Raw genomic sequence first — 25444 nt, 5'->3', positions numbered from 1 at the left:
GGGGGGGGCCGCCCCCCCCTTGTTCCCCCCCGGCCCCCCCCCCCAAACCCCCCAAAAACCTTGTTTTTTGGGGGGTTTTGGGGGTGTGCCCGCGCCACTAGGTGAGCTGCGGGATCACCTCCGCGGCAAGGCGTTCCATCTGCTCGCGGTTCTCCGGGACATCGGTGCCCACGGGGTTGAGCAGCAGCGTCTGGGCCCCGGCGTCGATCACCTCGCGCAGCCCGCGGGTGACGTCGCCGGGCGTTCCCGACACCGGCACCGCATCGATGCCGGGCATCTTGCCGTAGATGCGCCGCAACCCGGCGAGCACCCGCTCGCGGGCCCGTGCCGCGTCGTCGTCGACCATCAGGTAGACCCGTTTGCCGATGGTGAAGCGCGCCGCGTCCTGCTGCTGCTCGTGCAGCTCGCGGCGCACCACCTCGACGGCTCCGGCGAACGCCTCGGTGCTCGACGACCCGGCGCCCAGAAACGCGTCACCGTGGCGCACCGCCCTGGCCAGGGCCGTGGGTGCGAGCCCGCCGAACCAGATCGGCGGGTGCGGCCGCTGCACCGGCTTGGGCGCGATGGGCAGGTCGTCGACGTCGCGGAACCGGCCGTGGAACGTCACCCGGGGCTCGTCGGACCAGGCCGCCTTCATCAGCTCCAGCCCCTCGGTGAAGTAGGAGATGTACGTCGACTTGTCCACCCCGAACGCAGCGAACCGGCGCGAGCCGCCCCCGGTCCCCACGCCGATGTCGAGCCGTCCGTGGCTGAGCCGGTCGACGGCGGTCGCGGCCGAGGCCAGCTGGAGCGGATCGTGCAGGGACGTCACCAGGACGGCGACGCCCAGCCGCAGCCGCTGCGTGCTCGCCGCGCACCACGCCAGCAGCTCCAGCGGTGCCAGCAGCGGTGCCGCCCCGACGATCTGCTCGAGCACCCAGCCCGCCTCGAACCCCAGCTCCTCGGCGCGCGCGAGGTACGAGCGCAGCCCGGGAGCGTCGAAGCCGTCGTAGTCGAATTGGGGGATGGCGATGGAGAACCTCACCGCCTCACCGTACGGCGCGCGATCGGTACGCTGGCGGAATATGTTCGCGTTCCCGCCCTCGATTCCCGGTGTCCCCGATCTCGCGAAGGACGTCCGTGCCCTGGCCGGCCGGCTCGACACCGCGCGCCACCACGGCGTACCCAACGGTTGCGTGCTCGAGCTCGACCTGCGCGCGGTGCCGCCGGAGACGACGGGCTTCGACCCGCTGGCCGTCATCACCGGGGGCGGGCGTCCGATGGCGCTGCGCGACACGGTGGCCGCGATTCACCGCGCCGCCGGGGATCCCCGGGTCGCCGGGATGATCGCCCGCGTGCAGCTCGCGGCCGCCCCGGTGGCGGCGGTTCAGGAGCTGCGCGAGGCGATCGCGGCATTCGGCGCGGCCAAGCCGTCGCTGGCCTGGGCCGAGACCTATCCCGGCACGCTGTCGTACTACCTGGCCTCGGCGTTCCATGAGGTCTGGATGCAACCGTCGGGAACGGTCGGGCTGATCGGCTTCGCGACCAACGCGCTGTTCCTGCGCGACGCGCTCCACAAGGCCGGTGTCGAAGCGCAGTTCGTCGCCCGCGGCGAGTACAAGTCGGCGCCGAACCTGTTCACCGAGAGCGGCTTCACCAAGACCCACCGCGAGGCCGTCACCCGGATGCTGGAAAGCCTGCAGGACCAGGTGTGGCAGGAGGTCGCCCGGTCGCGCAAGATCGACCCCGACGGGCTGGACGCGCTGGCCGACCGGGCCCCGCTGCTGCGCGACGACGCCGTGTCCGCCGGCCTGGTCGACCGGATCGGCTTCCGCGACCAGGCCTACGCCCGGATAGCGGAAATGGTTGGCGTCGAAGATGTTTCAGACGAAAGCGACCCACCCCGGCTGTACCTGACGCGCTACGCGGGCGCGGCACGGGCGCGGCTGGCCCCGCCCGTGCCGTCGGTCCCGGGCCGCAAGCCCAAGCCGACGCTTGCCGTGGTCACCCTCGACGGCCCGATCGTCAACGGGCGCGGGGGCCCGCAGTTCCTGCCGTTCGGCAACTCCTCCGTGGGCGGCGACACCATCGCCGCGGCGCTGCGTGCGGCCGCCGCCGACGACGCGGTGGCCGCGATCGTCGTGCGGATCGACAGCCCCGGGGGTTCGGTCAGCGCGTCGGAAACCATCTGGCGCGAGGTGATCAGGGCGCGCGAGCGCGGCAAGCCGGTGGTGGCGTCGATGGGCGCGGTCGCCGCCTCCGGCGGCTACTACGCGGCGATGGGGGCCGACGCGATCGTGGCCAATCCGGGCACCATCACCGGCTCGATCGGGGTGCTCAGCGGCAAGCTGGTGATCCGTGACCTCAAGCAGCGCCTGGGTGTCGGTTCGGACACCGTGCGCACCAACGCCAACGCCGACGCCTGGTCGGCCGACGCGCCGTTCACCCCGGAGCAGCAGGCCCATCGCGAGGCGGAGGTGGACCTGTTCTACGCCGACTTCGTCGAGCGCGCCGCCGCCGGGCGCAACTTGAGCACCGAGGCGGTGGACGCCGTGGCCCGGGGCCGGATTTGGACCGGCGCCGACGCCCGCGAGCGCGGCCTGGTCGACGAACTCGGCGGGCTGCGGGCCGCGGTGCGCCGGGCCAAGATCCTGGCGGGGTTCGACGAGGACACCGAGGTGCGCCTGGTCGGCTATCCGGGCCATTCGCTGCTGGACATGGTGCGGCCGCGCGCGTCCTCGCAGCCCGCCGCCGCGTCGTTGCCCGACGCGCTGGGTGCGCTGGCGGGCCGCGCGGTCGTCGGGATTCTGGAGAACCTCGAGCGGACGCTGAACGGCGCGAGTGCGCTGTGGCTGGGGGAGTCGCGCCTCTAGCCGGTGCGGGTGCCGCTGATGAAGATGATCTCGCCGAGCGGGTCGTCGTTCTGCGGGGCAGGCACGTCCATCCCGTGGCGCTGGAAAAGTTCGGTCCGGGTCACGCCCTCGACGTCCCAGCCCTTCGACCGCAGGTAGTCCACGACGTGGTTGCGCTCGCCCGCGTAGACCAGCGACGCCATGTCGATGTCGACGCCGTGCTCCCGGAACGGACCGGACATCTCCCGCACCCGCTCGGCGTCGAAATCCACGATGCCGGGCACGAATTCGGTGGCGATCGTGCTGCCCGGCACGCTGAGCCCGGTGATGTTGTCGAACAACCGGTCCTGGGCGTCCGGCGGCAGGTAGATCAACAGCCCCTCGGCCAGCCACGCCGTCGGCGCCGCCGTGTCCAGTCCCGCCGCGGTGAGCGCGGTGGGCCAGTCGGCGCGCAGATCGATGGGGACGGCGCGCCGAACCGCGGTGGGCTCGGCGCCGATGGCGGACAGGGCGTTCGACTTGAAATCGATCACCTCGGGCTGGTCGATCTCGTAGACCACCGTGCCGGACGGCCACGGAAGCCGGTAGGCGCGGGCGTCCAGCCCGGACGCGAGGATGACCGCCTGACGGACCCCCGCCGCGGTGGCTCCGACGAAGTAGTCGTCGAAATACTTGGTGCGCAAAGCCATTCCGTCGATCATCGCCTGCAGGCGCACCGGCGACGCGTTCTCGAACGCCGCCGGGTCGAGTTCGCCGTCCAACATCATGGTGAAGAAATCCACCCCGACGGCGCGCACCAGCGGCTCGGCGAACGGGTCGTTGATCAGGCCGCGCGGGTCCCGGGTCGCCATGGCGCGCCCGGCCGCGACCATCGTCGCGGTCACGCCCACACTCGAGGCCAGGTCCCAGCTGTCGTCGTGAGCGCGAGGCATGGGATGACCCTACTTCAGGGTCGCTGCGACGTAGTTCAGGTCGCCGAAGGCAGCCGTCAGCTCCTCGGGAAACTCGAAACCGTGCTGCGCATACAGGTCCCTGACCGCATGGGCCGCCACCTGCCACCCGTGGCCGCTCAGGTAGTCGACCACCACGCTGCGCTGGCCCTGATAGAACAGGTCGGCCGCGTCGAGGTCGAAACCGGCGCGCTGCCATCGTTCGGTGATGCGCTGCAACCGCTCGTTGGTGAAGGCGTTGGGGTCCGGCACGTGCTCGGTGGCCAGCCGGCTGCCCGGCGCGCTGAGGGCGGTGATGTGGTCGAACAGCCGGTCCTGGGCTTGCGGCGGCAGGTAGGGCAGCAGCCCCTCCGCGCTCCACGCGGCCGGCCGGCCGACGTCGAAACCGCCGCGCCGCAGCGCCTCCGGCCAGTCGTCGCGCAGGTCGACACCGATGGCGCGGCGCTCGGCGGTCGGGGCGGCGCCCAGGCCGGCCAGGGTGTCCGTCTTGAACGCGATCACCTGCGGCTGGTCGACCTCGTAGACCACCATGCCCGCCGGCCACCGCAGCCGGTAGGCGCGGGTGTCGAGTCCGGAGGCCAGAATCACCGCCTGCCGGACGCCGTCCTGGGCGGCGCCGGTGAAGAAGTCGTCGAAAAACCTTGTCCGGACCGTCATCTGCTCGATCCGCGCTCTGCGGTTGAGCAGCGGGTCGTCGTCGAAGTCGAGCTCTCCGTCGATGATCCGGATGAACGGATCCAGCCCCACCGCGCGCACCAGGGGATCGGCCAGCGGATCGTCGAGCAGTGCGTCGGGCCCCTGGGAGGCCAGCGCGCGGGAGGCCGCGACCATGGTGGCGGTCGCGCCCACGCTGGACGCCAGATCCCAGCTGTCGCCTTCGGTTCGTCCCGGATTCGCGGTCATCGGCTTGCGCTCCTATTTCTCGAGGGTGCCGCTGGTGTAGAGCATCTCGCCCATGCGCATGTCGTCGTCCTGCAGGGGCGCCAGCCCGTTGGCCACGAACAGCTCCCGGATGCGCACGCTGTCCAACCGCCAGCCGCGGTCGGCCAGGTAGGGGGCCGCCTCGTTGCGGTCGCCGAAGTAGACCAGCCCCGCCATGTCGAGGTCGAAACCGTGCGCGCGCCAGCGCTCGGAGATGGCCTGCATGCGCTCTTTCATCTTGTCCTCGTCACCGGGCCCGGGACTGGGCGCGCTTTCGGTGGCCAGCCGGCTGCCCGGCGCGCTGAGCTCGGTGATGGTGTCCAGCAGGCGGTCCTGGGCCTCCGGCGGCAGGTAGCCCAGCAGGCCCTCGGCGCTCCAGGCGGTGGGGCGCGCCGGGTCGAACCCGGCGGTGCGCAGGGCGGTGGGCCAGTCGTCGCGCAGGTCCACGGCCACCACGCGCCGGTCGGCCGTGGGTACGGCGCCCAGGCCGGCCAGCGTGCGGGACTTGAACTCGATCACCTGCGGCTGGTCGACCTCGTAGACGACCGTTTCGGCCGGCCACGGCAGCCGGTAGGCGCGCGCGTCGAGCCCGGAGGCCAGAATCACGGCCTGCCTGGTGCCCGCCCCGGTCGCCGCCAGGAAGAACTCGTCGAAGAACTTGGTGCGCACGGCCATGTTGTCGGCCATGCGCGACATGGCCCCCGCGGAGCCGGTCGCGCCGTCGTGGACGTCGTTCAACTCGCCCGGGTCCAGTTCGCCGCCGGCCAGCCGGGACAGCAGGTCCACGCCGACGGCGCGCACCAGCGGCTCGGCGAACGGATCGTCGATCAGCGGACGCTCGGCGCGGCTGGCCATCGCGCGGGCGGCCGCGACCATGGTCGCCGTCGCCCCGACGCTGGATGCCAGGTCCCAGGTGTCCCCCTCGTAGCGGGAGCCGGTGGAAGTCATAGTCGTACCCCTCAGTGGTTAGTCCGTCTCAACTAATAATTAGTCCATTTAACAGCTTCTTCCACTGTACGCCGTCGTCCGGTCGCGGCAACCTCGCGCGATACCGGTCGACCTCGCGCGCCTGGCCCGCGACGCGGCGCGAAATCGGGATGGCGCCGGGGTCGAAGAAGTCCGGCACCAGCAGGTCGGCGTTGTCCCGCCATCCCGGCGGCGGTGTATCGGGCAAAGGTGTATCGGGCAAAGGTGTATCGGGCAAAGGTGTATCAGGAAAAGGTGTATCAGGAAGAGGTGTGTCGGGAAAAGAATTGGCGTCCAACGAGAATCGGACCTCCACCACCCGCGCGACAGCTGCGCTGCCGAGCCGGAACCGGTGCGTCACGCGTTGGTGCGCAGGTAGCCGTAGACCGCGGCGAAGTTGCCGTTCACGTCCTCGGGGATGGGCACGGGGCCGCCGAGAGCCCTTGCGCCCCAAACGATCTGGGCCGTACGCTCGACCAGGGCGGTGACGTGCAGCGCCTTGTCGGGCCGCGGGCCCACGGCCACCAGGCCGTGGTTGGCGATCAGGGCGGCCGCGCGCCCGTCGAGCGCCCTGACGGCGTTGAGGCCGACGTCGGGCGTGCCGGAGGCGGCGTACTCGGCGCACCGGACGTCGCCGCCACAGTACACGGCGAACTCGTCGACGCAGGCCGGAATCGGCTGGCGCGCGACGGCGAACATCGTGGCCCACACCGGATGGCTGTGGATGACGCTGCCGATGTCGTCGAACGCCCGGTAGCAGGACAGGTGCAGCTGCATCTCCGACGACGGGAACCGGTCCTGGGCGGCCCGCAGCACGGCGCCGTTCGGGCTGACGAGCACCAGGTCGTCGAGCCGCATGTCGCGGTAGTCCACCGACGACGGCGTGATGACGATGCTGCCGTCGGCGCGCCGGGCGGAGATGTTGCCGGCGGTCCCCTCGACCAGGCCCCGCCGCAGCATGTCCCTGGCCGCGTCCAGGACCGCGGTTTCGGGGTTGTCGACAGATCTCACGAGCCCAGCACCTCCGGGTTGACGATATGTGCGGGTGCGCCGCCGGACAACAGCGCTTCCAGGTCGTCGGCCACCATCTGCGCCTGCCGCGCCTCGGTGTCCCGGGTGGCGCCCCCGATGTGCGGGGTCAGCACGACGTTGGGCATGCCCGCCAGCGGGTGGTCCGTCGGCAGCCACTCGCCGGCGAAGTGGTCCAGCCCGGCGGCGGCGACCTTGCCGTCGCGCAGCGCCGCCACCAGCGCGTCGGTGTCGTGCAGCTGGGCGCGGGCGGTGTTGAGGAACACCACGCCGTCGCGCATGGCCGCGAACTGCGCGGCGCCGATCATCCCGGCGGTCTCGTCGGTGACCGCCGCGTGCAGGGACACCACGTCGGCCTCGGCCAGCAGCTCGTCGAGACCGTGCTCGGCCTCGTCGCTGTAGGGGTCGTGGGCGATGACCCGCAGGCCCAGTCCGGACAGCCGCCAGCGCACCGCCCGGCCGACCGCGCCCAGGCCCACCAGCCCGGCGGTGCGTCCGGCGATCTCGGCGCCGCGGAAGCGCTGGTAAGGAATGCCGCCGTCGCGAAAGATGTTGCCGCCCCGGACGTCCGCATCCGCGGGCAGCAGGTGGCGGGTGACGGCCAGCAGCAGGGCCACGGTCATCTCGGCGACCGCGTCGGCGTTGCGGCCCGGAGTGTAAAGCACCGGGACACCGGCCGCGGTGGCCGCGGGGACGTCGACGTTGTTGGGGTCACCGCGGGTGGACGCGATCGCGCGCAAGCCGAGGCCGAACACCGGTGCGCGCACCGAGTCGGCTTCCACCACAAGCACATCGGCGGACTCGGCGGTGATCCGTTCGGCCAGCTGCTCGGCACTGTAGATGCGCAGGGGCCGCTGCTCTATCCACGGGTCGTAGGTCACGTCGGCCAGCTGCCGGAGTTTGTCGAACCCCGGCCCGCGCAGCGGCGCCGTCACCAGGGCGCGCGGTTTGGGCGTCACGAGAGCCAATGCTGGCGTACGGTGACGCCCGTGTCACGCGAAGGCGTCACAATCGGCATCGACGTCGGCAGCACCTCGGTCAAAGCGGTCGCCGCCGACGCCGATGGCCGCGTGACGGCGCGGGTGCGCATCGGACACCGGTTGCGGGTGCCGGCCCCCGACCGGCTCGAGCACGATGCCGACGAAGCGTGGCGGCGAGGTCCGCTGGCGGCGCTGGACCGGCTCGGCTGCCGTGACGCACGGGCGGTCGCCGTTTCGGCGATGGTGCCGTCGCTGACGGCCGTCGACGCCACCGGCGTGCCCGTCACGTCGGGACTGCTGTACGGGGACGCCAGGGGCCGTGGCCCGGGGACGGCGAACCAACCGCTGCCCGCGGTGGGCGAGGCCGCCGAGTTCCTGCGCTGGACGGCGGCCCGGGCGCCCGGGGCGGCCGGATACTGGCCGGCGCCGGCGGTGGCCAATCACGCGCTGGCCGGGGAGGCTGTGGTCGACTTCGCCACCGCTGCAACGACATTCCCGCTGTTCGACGGGACCGGCTGGAACGCGGCGGCCTGCGCCGAACGCGGCGCGACCGTCGAGCAGATGCCGCGGGTGGAAACCATCGGGGCCGCGGTCGGCCGGCTGCGGAAAGCCGGCGCGGTGCTGGCGACCGGCACCGTCGACGCCCTGTGCGAACAGATCGTCGCCGGCGCGGACCGCGACGGCGACGTGCTGGTGCTCTGCGGCACCACGCTCATCGTGTGGACGACCGTCGCGCAGGCCCGGCAGGTGCCCGGCCTGTGGACCATCCCGCACACGGCCGCGGGCAGGAGCCAGATCGGCGGGGCCAGCAATGCCGGCGGACTGTTCCTGGGCTGGGTGGATCGCGTGCTGGGGCCCGGGGACCCGGCCGCCACCGACCCGCGCCGGGTCCCGGTGTGGTCGCCCTACCTCCGGGGGGAGCGCACGCCGTTCCACGATCCGGACCGCCGGGCGGTGCTCGACGCGCTCGACCTGACCCACGACGCGGCGGCGCTGCGCAGGGCCGCCTACGAGGCGTCGGGCTTCGTCGTGCGTCAGCTCATCGAGCTGAGCGGGGTGCCGGTCGCGCGACTCGTGGCCGCGGGTGGCGGCACCCGGGTCGAGCCGTGGATGCAGGCCGTGGCCGACGCGACCGGCCGTGAAGTGCAGGTCTCCGAAGTCGCCGAGGGAGCGGCGCTGGGGGCGGCGTTCCTGGCCCGCATGGCGGCCGGCCTGGAGACGTCGATCGCCGATGCCGCGCGCTGGGCACGCACCGGGCGCGTCGTGGCGCCCCGGCGCGCGTGGGCGGGGGCGGTCGAGGATCGCTACCACCGGTTCCTCGAGCTGGGAAGCCGGAGATCCGAGGCGCTACCTCCGGCGGCGTCCTGGTCTGGTGCAATCTAGTCTGGTGCTATGACCGACCAGGACCGCAAAGCCGCCCGCCGAGAGATCGCAGATGCCCTGTTGAAAGCTCTTGAACGCCGGCACGAGATAGCCGACGTCGTGGTGGAGTCCGAGAACAAGGCGACCGCGGTCGGGTCGGTCGCTGCGTTGCTGGACACGTCGCGCGCCGCCGCCGAAGCGGTGATGGGCATGTCGTTCGACCAGCTCACCATCGAGTCGCGCAGGAAGATCCTCGCCGAACTCGACGACCTCAACAAGCAGCTGAGCTTCACCGTCAAGGAGCGGCCGGCCAGTTCGGGGGAGAACCTCGAACTGCGGCCGTTCTCGCCGCAGACGGACCGGGACCTCTTCGCCCTGCGGACCGGTGAGATGGGTGCCGGAGACGGCTCCGGTGGACCGGCCGGCAACCTCGACGACGAGATCAACGCGGCGCTGCGGCGGGTCGACGACGAGGAGGCCGCCTGGTTCGTGGCCGAGGAGTCGGGGGAGAAGATCGGCATGGTGTTCGGCGAGTTGGTGCGCGGCGAGGTCAACGTGCGGATCTGGATCCACCCCGAGCACCGCAAGAAGGGCTATGGCACGGCGGCGCTGCGCAAGTCCCGCTCGGAGATGGCGTGGTGCTTCCCCGCCGTGCCGATGGTCGTCCGCGCGCCGGCCGCCAAACCCGCCGAGACCACGTAGGCCGTGAGTCGTTGATTCCGGTCGTGTCGATGTCGTGATCGCTCACCACGCCGCAACGACGATCGGGACCCCCCGAGGGCGCCGATCGCCACCGGCCCCGCGGCTCAGCGCAGCGTCGCGGTGACGGCGACGATGTTGCGGAGCTGGGATTCCTCGTCGTCGGGGTAGACGAGGCCGTAATCGGCGAAGAGCTCGCGCCGGGGCCGGGTGCTGACCTGCCAGCCCGCACCGGTCAGGTAGTCGACGACGTCGCTGCGCTCGCCGTCGAAAAACAGTCCCGACAAGTCGATGTCGCAGCCGACTTTGGCCCACCGCTCGTTGAACTGCCGCGCGCGTTCGCTCATGGTCCGGCCCGCATCTCCGTGGAATTCGGTGGCCAGCCTGCTTCCGGGGGCGCTGAGCCCGGTGATGCTGTCGAACAGCCGGTCCTGGGCTTCGGGCGGAAGGTACATCAGCAAGCCCTCGGCGCTCCAAGAAGTTGGTTGACCAGCGTCAAAACCGCTGCGCCGCGATGCGTCCGGCCAGTCTTCCCGCAGGTCGATGCTGACGGTTCGCCGGTCCGCGGTCGGGGTGGCGCCCAACTTCGACATCGCGGTGCTCTTGAAGTCGACGACCTGGGGCTGATCGACCTCGTACACCACACTGCCGGGCGGCCAACTGAGCCGGTAGGCGCGCGCGTCGAGACCGGCGGCCAGGATCACCGCTTGACGGATGCCGTCGCGTGCCGCGTTGAGGAAGAAGTCGTCGAAGAAACGGGTGCGCACCGCGATCGAATCGGTTTCCAGCTGCAAGTCCCGCTCGCCGTCCTCGCTGCCCTCGGGGACCACCTCGCCGTCGACCAGGCGGCGGAAGAAGTCGAGCCCGACCGCCCGCACCAACGGCGCCGCGAACGGGTCGTCGATGATCGGGTTGGTCGCTTCGCTGGCCAGGGCGCGGGCCGCCGCGACCATCGTGGCGGTGGCGCCGACGCTCGAGGCCAGGTCCCAGCTGTCTTGATCACTGCGCGTCATGGTGCTCCATTCTTCCCGGCGCTCATGCCCCGGGACGCCGGCTGCCGATACTTAGCAAGTATAAAGAATTGTCCGGACGTTGCGCTTCGCCGCAGGCACGACGGCCCGCTGACGAAACTCCGCAGATCAGCTGTTAGTCTCGTACACGATTTGACGCGCTGTAGATAAGGTCGGCCGTACGTCCTGGCCTGCGGGTGTTGGGCGCGTGACCAGGATGACCCTCGGCTGCGCAGGAGGATAGAGTGCTTTCGGCTTTCATCTCGTCGCTGCGGACAGTCGACCTGAGACGGAAGATTCTCTTCACCCTCAGCATCCTTCTGCTCTACCGGTTCGGTGCCGCGCTGCCGTCTCCCGGTGTCAACTACCCCAACGTGCAGCAGTGCATCAAAGAGGCCACCGGCGGCGAGGCCGGGCAGATCTACTCGCTGATCAACCTGTTCTCCGGCGGGGCGCTGCTCAAGCTCACGGTGTTCGCGGTGGGCGTGATGCCCTACATCACGGCCAGCATCATCGTGCAGTTGCTCACCGTGGTGATCCCGCGCTTCGAGGAATTGCGCAAGGAAGGCCAGTCCGGGCAGGCCAAGATGACCCAGTACACCCGCTACCTGGCGGTCGCGCTGGCCGTCCTGCAGGCCACCAGCATCGTGGCGCTGGCGGCCAACGGCGGGCTGCTGCAGGGCTGCTCGCTGGACATCATCGCCGACCAGGGCATCTTCACGCTGGTCGTCATCGTGCTGGTGATGACGGGCGGGGCGGCGCTGGTGATGTGGATGGGCGAACTGATCACCGAACGCGGGATCGGCAACGGCATGTCGCTGTTGATCTTCGTGGGCATCGCCGCGCGCATCCCGTCCGAGGGCAAGACCATCCTGGACAGCCGCGGCGGTGTCATCTTCACCGCCGTGCTGGTCGCCGCCCTGGCCATCATCGTGGGCGTGGTGTTCGTCGAGCAGGGCCAGCGCCGGATCCCGGTGCAGTACGCCAAGCGCATGGTGGGCCGGCGCATGTACGGCGGCACCTCGACCTACCTGCCGCTCAAGGTCAACCAGGCCGGCGTCATCCCGGTCATCTTCGCGTCGTCGCTGATCTACATCCCGCACCTGGTCACCCAGCTCATCCGCAGCGGCAGCGGCGGCACGGGCAACAGCTGGTGGGACAAGTTCGTCAGCACCTACCTGTCCGACCCGAGCGACCCCGTCTACATCGCCATCTACTTCGGGCTGATCATCTTCTTCACGTACTTCTACGTGTCGATCACCTTCAACCCCGACGAGCGCGCCGACGAGATGAAGAAGTTCGGCGGCTTCATCCCCGGCATCCGGCCGGGCAAGCCCACCGCCGACTACCTGCGCTACGTGCTGAGCAGGATCACGCTGCCGGGCTCGATCTACCTGGGCGCGATCGCCGTGCTGCCCAACCTGTTCCTGCAGATCGGCAACGGCGGGGCGGTGCAGAACCTGCCGTTCGGCGGTACGGCCGTTCTGATCATGATCGGCGTCGGGTTGGATACGGTCAAACAAATCGAGAGTCAGCTCATGCAGCGCAACTACGAAGGGTTCCTCAAGTGAGACTCGTTTTGCTGGGGCCGCCGGGGGCGGGCAAGGGCACGCAGGCCGAGAAGCTCGCTCAGAAGCTGGGAATCCCGCAGATCTCGACCGGCGACCTGTTCCGGCGCAACATCGGCGAGGGCACCGAACTCGGCCTGGAGGCCAAGCGGTACCTGGACGCCGGCGACCTGGTGCCCGCCGAGTTGACCAACCAGCTCGTCGACAACCGGCTGAACGAGCCGGACGCCGCGGCCGGGTTCATCCTGGACGGATACCCGCGCTCGCTCGAGCAGGCCAAGGCGCTGCACGAGATGCTCGAACGCCACGGCACCGACATCGACGCGGTGCTGGAGTTCCGGGTGTCTCAGGACGAATTGCTGCAGCGGCTCAAGGCGCGCGGCCGTGCCGACGACACCGACGAGGTCATCCTCAACCGGATGAAGGTCTACCGCGAGGAAACCGCGCCGCTGCTCGAGTACTACAGCGACGAGCTGAAGACCGTCGACGCCGTCGGCTCGATGGACGAGGTGTTCGCCCGCGCGCTGCAAGCCCTCGGCACATAGCGATCCCGGACGACCGACCATGACACCGCTGGCCCGACTGCGCGCACGCCGCGTCGTACCCCAGCGCAGCGCCGCCGAACTGGACGCGATGGCGGCGGCCGGCGCCGTCGTCGCCGCCGCCCTGCAGGCCGTCCGTGCCGCGGCGGTCCCCGGGACGTCGACGCTGAGCCTCGACGAGATCGCCGATTCGGTGATCCGCGACGCCGGGGCGACGCCGTCGTTCCTGGGATACCACGGCTACCCGGCGTCGATCTGCGCATCGGTCAACGAGCGGGTCGTCCACGGGATCCCGTCGGCCGCCGAAGTGCTGGCCCCCGGCGACCTGGTGTCCATCGACTGCGGGGCGGTGCTGGCCGGCTGGCACGGGGACGCCGCGATCACCTTCGGCGTGGGCTCGCTGCGGCCCGCCGACGAGGCGCTCTCGGCGGCGACCCGGGAATCGCTGGAGGCCGGGATCGCGGCGATGGTCGTCGGCAAGCGGCTGACCGATGTCGCCCACGCGATCGAGATGGGCACCCGCGCGGCCGAGGGTCGCTACGGGCGCCCGTTCGGCATCGTGGAAGGCTACGGGGGCCACGGCATCGGCCGGCAGATGCACATGGATCCGTTCCTGCCCAACGAGGGCGCCCCCGGGCGGGGCCCGGTGCTGGCGCCCGGTTCGGTGCTGGCCATCGAACCGATGCTGACGCTCGGGACGGGCAAGACGGTGGTGCTCGACGACGGGTGGACGGTGACCACGTCCGACGGCTCCCGCGCGGCGCACTGGGAGCATACGGTCGCCGCCACCGACGACGGGCCGCGGATCCTGACTTTGCCTGCTTGAGGGCCTGCTTGAGGGCCTGCTTGAGGCCCGCCTGAACCAACCGCTCCGGCGGCTCGTTTCACTAGGCGGAGGTGATCGAGTGGCCCGGGTTGCTGGCAGCGGGGCGCCGTCGGCGGCTGCCGAGGCCGCGCTGATGAAGGCGATCTACGACGAACACGCCGCGGTGCTGTGGCGCTACGCGCTGCGGCTGACCGGGGACGCGAGCCACGCCGAGGACGTCGTCCAGGAAACGCTGCTGCGGGCGTGGCAGCATCCGGAGATCATCAGCGACGCCGACCGCTCGGCGCGGGCGTGGATGTTCACCGTCGCCCGCAACATGATCATCGACGACCGGCGCAGCGCCCGGTTCCGCAACGTGGTCGGCTCGACCGACGAGGTCGGAGCTCCCGAGCAGTCGACGCCCGACGAGGTGAACGCGGCGCTGGACCGGCTGTTGATCGCCGACGCGGTGGCCCAGCTGTCGGTCGAGCATCGGGCCGTGATCGAAAGGTCGTACTACCGCGGCTGGACCACGGCGCAGATCGCCGCGGACCTGCAGATCGCCGAGGGAACAGTGAAGTCGCGCCTGCACTACGCGGTGCGCGCGCTGCGGCTGACGCTGCAGGAGCTCGGGGTCACCCGCTAAGGCATGACGAACCTAAGGCATGACGAACCTAAGGCATGATGAGCAAGGAGAGTGATGAGATGAACGCTCAGCCAGGGGACATCGGCCCGCCCGGTGACCGCTACGCGATGTGGGATGCCGCCTACGTACTGGGATCGCTGTGCGCCGCCGAACGCCGCGAATTCGAGGCGCACATGGCCGGCTGCCGGTCGTGCCGGGACGCCGTCGCCGACCTGAGCGGCTTGCCGGCCCTGCTATCGCGGCTGGACCGCGAGGAGGTGGCCGGGCTCGGCGACTCGGGCCCGCTCCCGGCGGCCCCGGAGATGTCACCGTCGCTGATGGCGGCGGTGCGCTTCCGGCGCCGCCGCGCGCGCGTGGCCACCTGGGCGGCCGCGTCGGCCGCGGCCGTGGTGCTGGGGGTCGGCGTGCTCGTCGGCGTGCACGGTCACGCGTCGGCGCCCGCGCCGCAGGTGAGTGCGTCGTCGCAGCCGATGGCGCAGGTCGGCACCACCCTGCTCACCTCGACGGTGCGGGTCAGCGGCCGGCACTGGGGGACGTCGATCAACCTGGACTGCGTGTGCCTGGCCCCGCTCACCGCGCACCACGACACGCTGGCGATGGTGGTGGTGGGCCGCGACGGCCGCCAGACCCGGCTGGCGACCTGGGTGGCCGTCCCCGGGCAGACCGCGACGCCGGCCGGCAGCATCTCGACACCGGCCGACCAGATCGCCGCCGTGCAGGTGGTTTCCGCCGACAACGGGCAGGTTCTGCTGCAGCGTTCGCTGTAGACGCGGTAAGAAAGGGGGCGTGACCGCCTCGAGACCGCCCAAACGGGACCCTATCGCCGCGGCGCGGGACAACTGGGAGCGTGCCGGCTGGGGCGAGGTGGCGCCGGGCATGGTCGCGGTGACCTCGGTGATGCGCGCGCACCAGATCCTGCTGGCCCGGGTCGAGAACGCGTTGCGTCCCTACGACCTGAGCTTCTCGCGGTACGAGCTGCTGCGGCTGCTGGCGTTCAGCCGCGCCGGGGCGCTGCCGATCACCAAGGCGTCCGACCGCCTGCAGGTGCACGTCACCAGCGTGACCCACGCGATCCGCCGGCTGGAATCTGACGGGTTGGTGCGGCGGGTGCCGCACCCCACCGACGGGCGCACGACGCTGGTGCAGATCACCGAGCTGGGCCGCTCGACGGTGGAGGACGCCACGGTCACCCTCAACGAGCAGGTGTTCGCCGATATCGGAATGTCCGACACCGAATCGCTGGCCTTGGTGTCGGCGGTGGACACGTTGCGGCGCAACGCCGGCGACTTTTGACCGCGGCGGGTCGCCACCATCAGGTCGGCTGCTCGAGCTGGCCGGCGGCCCATGCCTTGGCACGCTCGAGGTCGTCGAGCCCGAACACGGCCAGCTCGCCGGGCACCATCCACGCCAGCGCATGCAGGGTGTGGGCGACCCATTCCTTGTCCGACACGACGGCGATTCGCTTGAAGGCCGAATGATGCGGCAGGACGGTGCCGAATCCCATCTTGAGATCCTCGACCAACCCGCCGGGCCCGAAACCCTCGTAATCGGACGCGATGACTTCCACGATCCTTATTCCACCGGTTGTGAACAGCTCCTCCATGGCGGGCTTGATCTCGCGCAGTTCGTCGCCGCGCAACCGGCCGGACACCCGGATGCCGGTCACTCCCTCCGGCATGTCCGGCAGCAATTCGATCATCGAGGACTCCTTGATGGGCCCAACATAGGCCGCCGGAGTGAATTCTCTCCGACGTTGCGCGCAACCTGGGTCAGCTCGAGCGCAGCATCTCGATGACGGCGCTGAAGTCCTGGTCGGCGTGGGAGGCGTCGGACGCGATGAACTCGGCGTAGATCTCGGCGGCGTGACTGCCCAGCGGTGCCGACGAGCCGGTCGAGGCCACCGCGTCCATCGCCAGGTGCAGGTCCTTGTTCATCAGTGCGGTCGCAAAGCCGGGCTTGAAGCCGTTGTTGGCCGGCGATGTCGGGACGGGGCCCGCCACCGGGCAGTTGGTGTGCACCGCCCAGCAGTTGCCGGTCGCGCCGGTGATGACGTCGAACAGCGACTGCGCCGACAGCCCGAGCCTCTCGGCCAGCACGAACGCCTCGCCGATCGCGATCTGCTGCACGGCCAGCACCATGTTGTTGCACACCTTGGCGGCCTGCCCCGCGCCGGCCGCGCCGCAGTGAATGATCTTGCCCGCCATCGGTTCCAGCACCGGGCGCGCCCGCTGCAGCGCCGACTCGTCGCCGCCCACCATGAACGCCAGGGTTCCCGCCGCGGCGCCCTTCACCCCGCCGGAGACCGGCGCGTCCAACTGGGCGATCCCGCGCGACTGCGCGAGCGCGTGCACCTGCCGCGCGTCGTCGACCGAGATGGTGGAGCTGTCGATGAACAGCGCACCGGCCCGAGCGGCCGGCAGCACCTCGGCGTAGCAGCGCTTGACCACCTCGCCGTTGGGCAGCATCGTGATGACGACGTCGGCCCCGGCGACCGCGTCGGTCGCGTCGTCGAACACCGTGACGCCGTTCGAGGCCGCCGCCGTCGCCGCCGCGGGCACCGGGTCGAAACCGCGCACGGCGTGGCCGGCGGCAACGAGGTTCGCCGACATCGGCCCGCCCATGTGGCCCAGCCCCAAAAACGCGACGGTGGAAACGATGGTCATGGCGCCTTTCTACGCGGTGGCCCGGAACCGCGCGGCCTCGGCCCGGCCGATGACCACGCGCATGATCTCGTTGGTGCCTTCCAGGATCCGGTGCACGCGCAGGTCGCGCACGATCTTCTCCAGACCGTACTCGCGCAGGTAGCCGTAGCCGCCGTGCAGCTGCAGGGCCTTGTCGGCGACCTCGAAGCACGAGTCGGTGACGTAACGCTTGGCCATCGCGCACAGCTCCACCTTGTCGGCGTCGTCGGCGTCCAGGGCGGTCGCGGCCCGCCACAACAACAGTCGCGACGTCTGCAGCGCGGTGGCCATGTCGGCCAGGGTGAAGCGGATGGTCGGCTCGTCGATCAGGGCGGAGCCGAACGCGTGGCGTTCGCGCACGTAGCCGCCCGCCTTGTCGAAGGCGGCCTGGGCGCCGCCGAGCGAGCACGCCGCGATATTGAGGCGGCCGCCGTTGAGGCCGTTCATCGCGATGGAAAAGCCGGCGCCCTCGCCGTCGGCGCCGCCGAGCATCGCGTCGGCGGGCACCCGCACCCCGTCCAGGATCACCTGCGCGGTGGGTTGGGCGTGCCAGCCCATCTTCTCCTCCGGCGCACCGAAACTCAGCCCCGCAGCGCCCTTTTCGACGATGAAGGTGGAGATGCCGCGCGGGCCCGGATTTTCTGGGCCGCCCGTGCGGGCCATCACCACGTAGACGTCGGAGGCGCCCGCACCGGAGATGAACTGCTTGACGCCGTCGAGCACATAATCTGCACTTTTTTCCGGGCCCTGCTTGACGGCGCGGGTGCTCAGCGCGCCGGCGTCCGCGCCGGCGCCCGGCTCGGTCAGGCAGTAGCTGGCGATGACGTCCATCGACGCCAGCCGCGGTACCCAGACCTTGCGCTGTTCCGGGGTGCCGTAACAGTCGATCATCCACGCGCACATGTTGTGGATGGACAGGAACGCGGCGGTCGTCGGGTCCGCGACCGCCAGCTGCTCGAAGATGCGGACCCCGTCGAGGCGGCGCAGCCCGCTGCCGCCCACGTCGTCGCGGCAGTAGATGGCCGCCATGCCGAGTTCGGCGGCCTCGCGCAGCACATCGACCGGGAAGTGCTGGGCGGCATCCCATTCGAGGGCGTACGGGGCGAGGCGTTTGGCGGCGAACGCGGCGGCCGTCTCGGTGATCACCCGTTCGTCGTCGTCGAGCGCGAAGAGTTCCATGGACTCGGGGCCCTAGTGCATGGTCGGGATGACGAATTCGGCACCGTCTTTGATGCCGGACGGCCACCGCGACGTGACGGTCTTGACCTTGGTGTAGAACTGAATCGACGCGGGGCCGTGCTGGTTGAGGTCGCCGAAGCCGGAGCGCTTCCAGCCGCCGAACGTGTGGTAGGCCACCGGCACCGGGATCGGCACGTTGACGCCCACCATGCCCACCTGCACGCGGGAGACGAAGTCGCGGGCGGTGTCGCCGTCGCGGGTGAAGATCGCCACGCCGTTGCCGTACTCGTGCGCCGACGGAAGTGCCAGCGCCTCTTCGTAGGTCTTGGCCCGGACCATGCACAGCACGGGTCCGAAGATCTCGTCGGTGTAGATCGACATGTCGGGGGTGACGTGGTCGAACAGCGTCGGCCCGATGAAGAAGCCGCCCTCGAGGTTGGCGTCCCCGAAGGTCAGGTCGTCGCTGGCCCGCTCGCGGCCGTCGATGACGATCTCCGCGCCGGCGGCCACGCCCTGGGCGATGTAGTCGCGCACGCGGGCCAGCGCGGCCTCGGTGACCAGTGGCCCGTAGTCGGCCTTGGGGTCCAGGCCGTGGCCGACGCGCAGGTTGGTGATCCGCTCGACGAGGCGGGCGCGCAACCGTTGCGCGGTCTGCTCGCCGACGGGCACGGCGACGCTGATCGCCATGCAGCGTTCGCCGGCGCTGCCGTACCCGGCGCCGATCAGCGCGTTGACGGCCTGGTCGAGGTCCGCGTCGGGCATCACGATCATGTGGTTCTTGGCGCCGCCGAAGCATTGCGACCGCTTTCCGGTGGCCGCGGCGGTGGAGTAGATGTACTGGGCGATGTCGGAGCTGCCGACGAAACCTACGGCCTGGATGTCGGGGTGCGCCAGGATGGCGTCGACCGCCTCCTTGTCGCCGTGCACCACCTGGAACACCCCCGGCGGCAGGCCGGCTTCTCCGAACAGCTCGGCCAGGCGCAGCGGGACCGACGGGTCGCGCTCGCTGGGCTTGAGCACGAACGCATTTCCGCAGGCGAGCGCCGGGCCGGCCTTCCACAGCGGGATCATCGCCGGGAAGTTGAACGGCGTGATGCCCGCGACGACGCCCAGGGGCTGGCGCAGCGAATAGACGTCGATGCCGGGGCCGGCGCCCTCGCTGTACTCGCCCTTGAGCAGGTGGGGTATCCCGATGGCGAACTCGATCACCTCGATGCCGCGCTGGATGTCACCGCGCGCGTCGGGCACGGTCTTGCCGTGCTCGAGCGACAGCAGCTCGGCGAGCTCGTCCATGTGGTCGTTGACCAGCTCGACGAACTTCATCATCACGCGGGCGCGGCGCTGCGGATTCCATGCCGCCCAAACCTTTTGGGCTTCGACGGCCGACGCCACGGCGGCGTCGACGTCGGCCTTGCCCGCCATCGCGACCCGGGCCTGCACCTGTCCGGTGCTGGGGTCGAAGACGTCGGCGGTGCGGGTGGACTGCCCCGCTGTGCGCTTGCCGTCGATGAAGTGCGGGATGGTTGTGGTCATGGGGGGCCCTTGGGTGTGGTTGGCGTCGCTCGAGCGGATACTTGCATATCCTAGTAACTGATGGCGCCCGTGGCAAGGCGAGCGGTCCGGGGCCCGTTACCGGGTCCGGCCGCCGCCGGGGGCAGCAGCGCCGGACCGGCGGCCCAGCGGCAGCAGCCGATGGTCGCGGGTGAACACCAGACGCACCAGGCCCAGGGCGACCACGACGGTGGTCGCCGCGACCGATCCCAGGATGAGGAACATCACCACCGCCTGCACGAGCACGGCCTGCACCGGGGGCACGCCGGCCAGGATCAGCCCGGTCATGGCGCCCGGCAGGAACACCAGGCCGGTGGCCTTCGTGGTTTCGATCTGCGGGCTGATCGCCGACCGCAACGCGACGCGCAGGTACGGCGTGGCGGCCTGCCGGGACGGCTGCCCCAGGGCCAGCCTGGCCTCCACCTCGTCGCGTTTGTCGCGCAACTCGTCGACCAGGCGCCGGGCCACCAGCACCATGGCCGTCATCGAGTTGCCGATCATCATCCCGGCGATCGGGACCACGGTCCGCGCCTGCAGGGGGAACACCCGCAGCCCGAAGATGACCCCCAGCGTGATCGCCGCCGCCGCGGTGAACGAGACGATCGCCAGCGGCGCCAGCCGGGGTACCTCCGGTGCCCGGCGGCGCGCGACGTCCCCGGCGTAGGCGACCATGCCCGCGATCCACGCCCACGACCACCACAGCGAACGGCCCGGCTCGAACAGCAACGTCAGGGCGCCGCCCACCAGCAGCAACTGGACCAGGGCGCGCGCCGCCGCCCACAGCACCTGGCGCTCCAGGCCCAGCCGCTGCCACAGCGACACCGCCGCCGCCACGGCGACCAGCGACAGCGACGTAACCAGCCCGACCCAGCCGACCTGCCCGTTCATCGCGGCCCGTTCATCGCGGCCCGTTACCCGGGGCGGCGGGCCCGACGCCCAGGCAGCGGCCCCGCTCGATCCGCAGCACCCGATCGGCGGCCCGCGCGGCCTGCGCCCGGTCGTGGGTCACCCAGACGGCCGGGATGCCGTCGTCGTCGGCCAGCTCGCGCACCGCACGCTCGATCACGCCGGCCGCTTCGGCGTCCACCGCGGAGGTGGGTTCGTCGAGCAACAACACCTGCGGCCGGGCCATCAGCGTGCGGGCCAGGCACATCCGCTGTGCCTCCCCGCCCGACAACGCGGCCGCGTCGCGATCGAGCCACGAGCCGATCAGGGCGACGCGCTCCAGCGTGTCGCGCATCCGCGTGTCGGAGGCGTCCGGGTCGGCGACCCGCAGGTTGTCGGCCACGGTGCCGGGGAACGGCGTCGGACGCTGGAAGCACATGCCCACCCGGCGCCGCAGTACCAACGGGTCGATCTCGGCGACGTCGTTGCCGCGGAAAGAGACTCGGCCGCCGGTCGGCAGCTCCAGCCGGTTGCACAGGCGCAGCATGGTCGACTTGCCCGAACCGGACGGCCCGAATATCGCCGTCACCCCTCGCCCGGGGACCGCGGCGGTGAACCCGTCCAGCGCCCGCACCCCGTCCCGCTCCACGACGACGTCGGCGAATTCGAACACCGGGGTCTCGTCCACCACAAGAGCTTCTCATCCGCCACGGACGGGCGCCCGGCCGGCGAGCCCGGTGGCTCAGGTGTCGAAGTACATTGTTCCCGTGCCGCCGGGGCTGTACGAGAGGTAGATCGGGTCCTCCAGGAACGGCGCGATCCCGCTGTTGAAGTCGCCGCCGGCCGCGCTCGACACGACGGACATTTGATCCGAACCCACGGTTGTCGTGTACAGCACAGTGCCGCTGCTGTTCTCGACGGTGACGGTCGTTCCCGGATCGACGTAGCCGCCGCTGCTGGGGGCGTGGAGATTGGTCGGCATGTCGCCGTACAAGCCGCCGGAATCGATGAACGCGTAGGACGTCGACACCGCGGTCCCGCCGTCGATACTGACTCTCAGTGTGCTCACCGGCGCCCCGGTCGTGTACGGGGTGGAGGACGACGCCGTGCCCGGCCCGAACGTCATGGTCCCGGCGGGTTCGTCGAGCAGCACGCCCTGGCTGAGGTTGCCGGTCAGGTATTGCACCGGGCTGGCGCCCACCATCGGCCCACCGTCATTGACCCCGATCCCCAAGATGGCGGGGGCCTCCGAGGCCGGATAGGAGACGCCGTTCTCGGTCATTGTCTGGACGACGGCGATGGGGGTGTTCGAGGAGGTGGAAATACCGTTGCCGAAATTCACCGTGCCGTCGTAAATCCGGTAGGTCTCGGTCAGGGAGCTCCCGCCGTCGCCGTAGGTCGCGGTGCCCGTCTGCCCGGTGTGGGTGAGGCTGGCGGTATTGACATCCTGGGGTGGCAGTATCAGGCCGGTGGATCCGGTGTCGACGATCACCGAGTCGGTGGGTCCGTTGCTGCCGACCGAGAGGCTGGTCACCAGGCGCTCTCCCGAATACGACAGCGGCACCGAGTTGCCGGAATCGGTGCCGGCCGCGCCAGTGGCCCCTGCCGTGCCGCCCAGCAGGCCGGGGGCCCCGCCGGCGCCGCCGGCCGCGTTGGGCCCGCCCGTGCCGCCGTTTCCGCCGTTGCCCCACAGCCCGGCGGACCCGCCGGCACCCCCGGTCGCCCCGAGCGCGGTGCTGTTCCCGCCGTTTCCGCCGTTGCCGTAGAGGATTCCGCCGGCCTGGCCGCCCGTCCCCACCCCCTGGGCGTTGGTGTAGCCGTTGGCGCCGTTGCCGATCAGCGGCCGCCCCAGCAACGTGTCGGTGGGCGCGTTGACCAGGTTCAGCAGCAGCTGCGCAACGCTCGCCGCCTCGGTGTCGGCATAGCTGGTCGCGGCCGCATGCAGGGCCTGCACGTGCTGGTCGAGGAACGCCGCGGCGCGGGCGCTCAGCGCCTGGAATCCGGCCGCGTGCGCGGAAAACAGCTCCGCGGTCATCGTCGACACCTCGTCGGCGGCGGCCGACAGGATTCCCGTCGTGGGTGCGAGGGCCGCCGCGTGGGCCGCATCGAGCGTGGAGCCCAGTCGCGCCAGATCGTTCGCCGCGTCGGCCATGAACTCCGGCACCGCCATCACTAACGACATTTGGCACCTCCCGCGCCATTGCCATTGCCATTGCCATTGCCATCGAGCCATCGAGCCCTCGCCCCCCGCAATCGGCGATGAACGCATCGTAAATCGTGCCGTCGGCGAAATTAACGGAAACAGCCGGTTTTCACGGTTGTGCCGGTCGGCGCCGGGCGCGGTTATCCGCCGCGCATGCCGTCGAGGAAGGCCCGGGTCTCCGCCCAGGTGGGCAGGACCCCGGACGCCCGCACCTCGTCGAAACCCGGTGCCGCCGCATCGCGGTCGGACAGGCTGGGGGCGGCCCCGTCGACCAGCGGCCAGTCGACCGCCAGCACCGGGTCGGTCGCGCAGATGGTGTGCTCGCGCTGCGGGTTGTACTCGGAGGAGCACAGGTACATCACCGTTGAATTGTCTTGCAGGGCAAGGAAACCGTGCGCCAGGCCCTCGGAGATATAGATGGTGCGGCGATCGGAGTCGTCGAGCAGGACCGAATCCCATTTCCCGAACGTCGGTGAGCCCAGCCGGACGTCGACGACGACGTCGAACACCGAGCCCCGCACGCACGTCACGTATTTGGCCTGGCTCGGTGGCACCTGGGCGAAGTGCAGGCCGCGCAGCACGCCGGCCGACGAGACCGAGCAGTTGGCCTGCCGGACGTCCAGGCGGTGACCGGCGAAGCCGGTGAAGTCGCGGTCTTTGAGCCATTCGAAGAACAGCCCGCGGGAGTCGCCGTGGATGCTCGGGGTGATCTCCCACGCGCCGGGGATGTCGAGTTCGCGAACCTTCATTGACCACGCTCCTCGTAGCGGGCTTCGGCGCCGTCCTTGAGCGGCCGCCACCACGATTCGTTGTCGCGATACCAGTCGATGGTGGCTCGCAGGCCCGCTTCGAAGTTGGCATGCTTTGGCGCCCAACCCAATTCGTTGTACAACGACGATGGGTCGATGGCGTACCGCAGGTCGTGGCCCGCGCGGTCGGTGACGTGGTCGAAGTCGTCGGGGTCGCGTCCCATCATTTGCAGGATCGTGCGCATCACCGTGAGGTTGTCGCGCTCGCCCTCGGCGGCAATCAGGTAGGTGCGGCCGTTGTCGCCCTTGTCCAGGATCCGCCGCACCGCGCTGTTGTGGTCCTCGACGTGGATCCAGTCCCGGACGTTGGCGCCCGCGCCGTACAGCTTCGGGCGGCGCCCGGTCAGCACGTTGGTGATCTGGCGCGGGATGAATTTCTCCACGTGCTGATACGGCCCGTAGTTGTTGGAGCAGTTGGAGATCGTCGCGCGCACCCCGTAGGACCGCACCCAGGCCCGGACCAGCAGGTCGCTGGCGGCCTTGGTCGCGGAGTAGGGGCTCGACGGGTTGTACGGGGTGGACTCGGTGAACCGCTGCGGGTCGCCGAGCTTCAGGTCGCCGTAGACCTCGTCGGTGGAGATGTGGTGCAGTCGCACTCCGTGCCGCCGCACCGCCTCGAGGATGACGTAGGTTCCGGCCACGTTGCTCTGCAGCGACGTGCCCGGGTCTTCCAGTGAGTTGTCGACGTGGGTCTCGGCGGCGAAATGCACCACCGCGTCGGACTCGGCGACCAACCGGTCGACGAGCTCGGCGTCGCTGACGTCGCCTTCGACGAACCTGATCGAGTCCTCGACGCCGGCCAGCGACTCGCGCCGGCCGGCGTAGGTCAGGGCGTCGAGCACCGTCACGGAATCTTCGGGGTGTTCGCGCACGGTGCTGTGCACGAAGTTGGCGCCGATGAAGCCGGCGCCGCCGGTGACCAGTAGCCGCATGGCCTAAGACCCTAGCCGAGCGGACGGCTCAGCCGGGGGGAGTCAGCCCCAGCGGTCCGGCCAATTCGGTCAGTGCGGGCAGCAGGGTCTCTTCGTCCCAGCCCCCCAGCACCTGGATCGCCACGTGATCGGCGCCGGCCTCGAGGTGTTCGCCCAGGCGGTGCGCGACGGCGTCCGGCGTGCCGTAGGCCACCACCGCGTCGATCAGCCTGTCGCTGCCGGGCTTGCGCACGTCGGTCTCGGTGAACCCCGACCGCAGCCAGTTGTTCACATAGTTGCTCAGGCCCAGGTAGTGCTCGACGAAGCGACGGCCCACGTCGCGCGCCTCCCCGGCGTCGGTGGTCAGCACCACCTTGTGCTCCGGGGCCAGGAACACCGCATTGCCGACCAGTTCGCGGGCCTTGGCCGTGTGCTCGGGGCTCGTCAGGTACGGGTGGGCGCCGGCGCTGCGCTCGGCCGCCAGCCGCAGCACCCGCGGCCCGAGCGCCGCCAGGACCCGGCGGCTGGTCGGCACGACGGCCGCGTCGAGTGCGTCGAGGTAACCCACCAGCGCGTCGTAGGGCTTCACGTACTCCCGGGTGTGCTCGGGGTGACCCACCCCGACGCCCAGCAGGAACCGCCCCGGGTACGCGCCCTCGATGCGCTGGAAGGACGCGGCGACCTCGGGCGCGGGCGCCGACCAGATGTTGACGATGCCGGTGGCCAGCTGCAGCGAGGTGGTCTGCGCCAGGGCCGGCTCGACCCAGGACAGGTCCGCGTCCGGCGATCCGCCGATCCAGGCGGCGCCGTAGCCGAGCGATTCGATGCCGGCCGCCAGCCCGGGGGTGATCGACCGGGTGGGCAGCCACACGCCGAAGGAGCCCAGCTCGGGTTTCAGTGCTACCGCCCCGGTCAT

The 25444-nt window shown here is 70.6% G+C and carries 27 protein-coding genes; 9 read left to right on the top strand and 18 right to left on the bottom strand.

Annotation, left to right across the window (positions count from 1 at the left end; translation table 11 throughout):
- Positions 1–97 precede the first annotated feature (97 nt).
- Positions 98–1024: an LLM class flavin-dependent oxidoreductase gene (locus FPZ47_RS13325; RefSeq protein WP_144949732.1), complete on the bottom strand. Its 927-nt coding sequence runs from the start codon at positions 1022–1024 to the stop codon at positions 98–100.
- Between the two features lie 40 nt (positions 1025–1064).
- Between FPZ47_RS13325 and sppA the strand changes: the two genes are divergently transcribed.
- Positions 1065–2852, top strand: a complete 1788-nt coding sequence (sppA, locus tag FPZ47_RS13320) for a signal peptide peptidase SppA (RefSeq protein WP_144949734.1) — start codon at positions 1065–1067, stop codon at positions 2850–2852.
- Here sppA and FPZ47_RS13315 read toward each other — a convergent pair.
- From FPZ47_RS13315 to FPZ47_RS13290, 6 genes are read right to left on the bottom strand one after another with little or no spacing between them, the layout of a single operon-like run.
- On the bottom strand, positions 2849–3763 hold the full coding sequence (locus FPZ47_RS13315; protein ID WP_144949736.1) for a class I SAM-dependent methyltransferase: 915 nt from the start codon (positions 3761–3763) through the stop codon (positions 2849–2851). The two genes, sppA and FPZ47_RS13315, sit on opposite strands and share 4 nt — an antisense overlap.
- Before the next feature lie 9 nt (positions 3764–3772).
- Positions 3773–4684: a class I SAM-dependent methyltransferase gene (locus FPZ47_RS13310; RefSeq protein WP_144949738.1), complete on the bottom strand. Its 912-nt coding sequence runs from the start codon at positions 4682–4684 to the stop codon at positions 3773–3775.
- 12 nt (positions 4685–4696) lie between these two features.
- Positions 4697–5650 (bottom strand): class I SAM-dependent methyltransferase, encoded by a 954-nt coding sequence (locus tag FPZ47_RS13305; RefSeq protein ID WP_144949740.1) that lies wholly within the window; start codon positions 5648–5650, stop codon positions 4697–4699.
- Between the two features lie 28 nt (positions 5651–5678).
- Positions 5679–6029 (bottom strand): hypothetical protein, encoded by a 351-nt coding sequence (locus tag FPZ47_RS29440; protein WP_246133306.1) that lies wholly within the window; start codon positions 6027–6029, stop codon positions 5679–5681.
- Complete coding sequence (locus FPZ47_RS13295; protein ID WP_144949742.1) at positions 6026–6679, bottom strand: L-fuculose-phosphate aldolase; 654 nt, start codon at positions 6677–6679, stop codon at positions 6026–6028. Before FPZ47_RS13295 ends, FPZ47_RS29440 begins: the two co-directional genes overlap by 4 nt.
- Positions 6676–7656 (bottom strand): NAD(P)-dependent oxidoreductase, encoded by a 981-nt coding sequence (locus tag FPZ47_RS13290; protein WP_144949744.1) that lies wholly within the window; start codon positions 7654–7656, stop codon positions 6676–6678. Before FPZ47_RS13290 ends, FPZ47_RS13295 begins: the two co-directional genes overlap by 4 nt.
- 30 nt (positions 7657–7686) lie before the next feature.
- Between FPZ47_RS13290 and FPZ47_RS13285 the strand changes: the two genes are divergently transcribed.
- Both FPZ47_RS13285 and FPZ47_RS13280 read left to right on the top strand, forming a co-directional pair.
- On the top strand, positions 7687–9060 hold the full coding sequence (locus FPZ47_RS13285) for a xylulokinase (RefSeq protein ID WP_144949746.1): 1374 nt from the start codon (positions 7687–7689) through the stop codon (positions 9058–9060).
- A 9-nt stretch (positions 9061–9069) separates the two neighbouring features.
- On the top strand, positions 9070–9741 hold the full coding sequence (locus FPZ47_RS13280; protein ID WP_144949748.1) for a GNAT family N-acetyltransferase: 672 nt from the start codon (positions 9070–9072) through the stop codon (positions 9739–9741).
- Positions 9742–9845: 104 nt separating this feature from the next.
- Here FPZ47_RS13280 and FPZ47_RS13275 read toward each other — a convergent pair whose 3' ends face one another.
- Positions 9846–10751 (bottom strand): class I SAM-dependent methyltransferase, encoded by a 906-nt coding sequence (locus FPZ47_RS13275; protein WP_144949750.1) that lies wholly within the window; start codon positions 10749–10751, stop codon positions 9846–9848.
- 242 nt (positions 10752–10993) lie between these two features.
- On the opposite strand from FPZ47_RS13275, the gene secY reads away from it, so the two are divergent.
- The 6 genes from secY to FPZ47_RS13245 all read left to right on the top strand — a co-directional run bounded on the left by secY (position 10994) and on the right by FPZ47_RS13245 (position 15602).
- Positions 10994–12319, top strand: coding sequence for a preprotein translocase subunit SecY (secY, locus tag FPZ47_RS13270; RefSeq protein WP_144949752.1), 1326 nt, complete (start codon positions 10994–10996; stop codon positions 12317–12319).
- Positions 12316–12861, top strand: a complete 546-nt coding sequence (locus tag FPZ47_RS13265) for an adenylate kinase (RefSeq protein WP_144949754.1) — start codon at positions 12316–12318, stop codon at positions 12859–12861. The genes secY and FPZ47_RS13265 overlap by 4 nt, the downstream gene beginning before the upstream one ends.
- A gap of 19 nt (positions 12862–12880) precedes the next feature.
- Positions 12881–13684, top strand: coding sequence for a type I methionyl aminopeptidase (gene map, locus FPZ47_RS13260; protein WP_144949756.1), 804 nt, complete (start codon positions 12881–12883; stop codon positions 13682–13684).
- Positions 13685–13763: 79 nt separating this feature from the next.
- Positions 13764–14309, top strand: a complete 546-nt coding sequence (locus FPZ47_RS13255) for a sigma-70 family RNA polymerase sigma factor (protein ID WP_144949758.1) — start codon at positions 13764–13766, stop codon at positions 14307–14309.
- A 59-nt stretch (positions 14310–14368) separates the two neighbouring features.
- A complete protein-coding gene (locus tag FPZ47_RS13250) occupies positions 14369–15076 on the top strand; it encodes an anti-sigma factor family protein (RefSeq protein WP_144949760.1) in 708 nt (235 codons plus the stop codon).
- A gap of 19 nt (positions 15077–15095) precedes the next feature.
- Positions 15096–15602, top strand: a complete 507-nt coding sequence (locus tag FPZ47_RS13245) for a MarR family transcriptional regulator (protein WP_144949762.1) — start codon at positions 15096–15098, stop codon at positions 15600–15602.
- 19 nt (positions 15603–15621) lie between these two features.
- Here the strand turns inward: FPZ47_RS13245 and FPZ47_RS13240 are convergent, their stop codons facing one another.
- The 10 genes from FPZ47_RS13240 to FPZ47_RS13195 form a co-directional block, all read right to left on the bottom strand.
- Complete coding sequence (locus FPZ47_RS13240) at positions 15622–16008, bottom strand: SpoIIAA family protein (RefSeq protein ID WP_144949764.1); 387 nt, start codon at positions 16006–16008, stop codon at positions 15622–15624.
- Positions 16009–16078: 70 nt separating this feature from the next.
- Positions 16079–16972 (bottom strand): 3-hydroxyisobutyrate dehydrogenase, encoded by an 894-nt coding sequence (mmsB, locus tag FPZ47_RS13235; RefSeq protein WP_144949766.1) that lies wholly within the window; start codon positions 16970–16972, stop codon positions 16079–16081.
- Positions 16973–16981: 9 nt separating this feature from the next.
- Positions 16982–18169 carry an acyl-CoA dehydrogenase family protein gene (locus tag FPZ47_RS13230; protein WP_144949768.1) on the bottom strand — a complete coding sequence of 396 codons (1188 nt, stop codon included), beginning with the start codon at positions 18167–18169 and terminating at the stop codon, positions 16982–16984.
- A gap of 12 nt (positions 18170–18181) precedes the next feature.
- Positions 18182–19702 carry a CoA-acylating methylmalonate-semialdehyde dehydrogenase gene (locus tag FPZ47_RS13225; protein ID WP_144949770.1) on the bottom strand — a complete coding sequence of 507 codons (1521 nt, stop codon included), beginning with the start codon at positions 19700–19702 and terminating at the stop codon, positions 18182–18184.
- 96 nt (positions 19703–19798) lie between these two features.
- Positions 19799–20608, bottom strand: a complete 810-nt coding sequence (locus FPZ47_RS13220) for an ABC transporter permease (RefSeq protein ID WP_144949772.1) — start codon at positions 20606–20608, stop codon at positions 19799–19801.
- Between the two features lie 10 nt (positions 20609–20618).
- The gene (locus FPZ47_RS13215) at positions 20619–21296 is read right to left on the bottom strand and encodes an ABC transporter ATP-binding protein (RefSeq protein ID WP_425461751.1); all 678 of its coding nucleotides are present in this window, start codon (positions 21294–21296) and stop codon (positions 20619–20621) included.
- 51 nt (positions 21297–21347) lie between these two features.
- Positions 21348–22787, bottom strand: a complete 1440-nt coding sequence (locus FPZ47_RS30215) for a PecA family PE domain-processing aspartic protease (protein WP_144949776.1) — start codon at positions 22785–22787, stop codon at positions 21348–21350.
- Positions 22788–22948: 161 nt separating this feature from the next.
- The gene (rfbC, locus tag FPZ47_RS13205; protein WP_144949778.1) at positions 22949–23557 is read right to left on the bottom strand and encodes a dTDP-4-dehydrorhamnose 3,5-epimerase; all 609 of its coding nucleotides are present in this window, start codon (positions 23555–23557) and stop codon (positions 22949–22951) included.
- Positions 23554–24549 (bottom strand): dTDP-glucose 4,6-dehydratase, encoded by a 996-nt coding sequence (gene rfbB / locus FPZ47_RS13200; RefSeq protein ID WP_144949780.1) that lies wholly within the window; start codon positions 24547–24549, stop codon positions 23554–23556. The genes rfbC and rfbB overlap by 4 nt, the downstream gene beginning before the upstream one ends.
- 28 nt (positions 24550–24577) lie before the next feature.
- Positions 24578–25444 (bottom strand): LLM class F420-dependent oxidoreductase, encoded by an 867-nt coding sequence (locus FPZ47_RS13195; RefSeq protein WP_144949782.1) that lies wholly within the window; start codon positions 25442–25444, stop codon positions 24578–24580.

It is taken from the genome of Mycobacterium helveticum, from assembly GCF_007714205.1.
GTDB classification, from domain to species: domain Bacteria; phylum Actinomycetota; class Actinomycetes; order Mycobacteriales; family Mycobacteriaceae; genus Mycobacterium; species Mycobacterium helveticum.
Note: the sequence above shows the minus strand (reverse complement) of the source record. Positions and strands in the feature narration are given on the sequence as shown.